The sequence below is a fragment of the Paraburkholderia sp. SIMBA_053 genome, assembly GCF_046534895.1.
Classification (GTDB): domain Bacteria; phylum Pseudomonadota; class Gammaproteobacteria; order Burkholderiales; family Burkholderiaceae; genus Paraburkholderia; species Paraburkholderia caledonica.
Map to the genome: position 1 here is coordinate 1 of NZ_JAWRXU010000108.1, position 460 is coordinate 460.

1 pseudogene is annotated in these 460 nt (G+C 60.7%); it reads right to left on the reverse strand.

What is annotated here, in order from left to right:
* Positions 1 to 460 (reverse strand): annotated as a pseudogene (gene groEL / locus SB753_RS34780) (chaperonin GroEL); the annotation flags it as partial.

Consider the following 460-nt stretch of genomic DNA (forward strand, 5'->3'; position numbering starts at 1 on the left):
GCGCCTTGCGGCGATCGCCGAAGCCTGGCGCCTTCACAGCAACCGTCTTCAGAATGCCGCGAATGTTGTTGACCACCAGCGTAGCCAGCGCTTCGCCTTCGACATCTTCCGCGATGATCAGAAGCGGGCGGCCGGCTTTCGCGACCTGTTCCAGAACCGGCAGCAGATCGCGAATGTTCGATACCTTCTTGTCGTGCAGCAGCACGAACGGGTTATCGAGCACGGCCACCTGTTTGTCCTGATCGTTGATGAAATACGGCGACAGGTAGCCACGATCGAATTGCAGACCTTCCACCACGTCGAGCTCATCGTCGAGCGACTTGCCGTCTTCCACGGTGATCACGCCTTCCTTGCCGACGCGGTCGATCGCTTCGGCAAGCCGCTGGCCGATCGACTCTTCGCCGTTGGCCGAGATCGTCGCGACCTGAGCGATTTCCTTGCTGGTCGTGGTCGGCCTGCT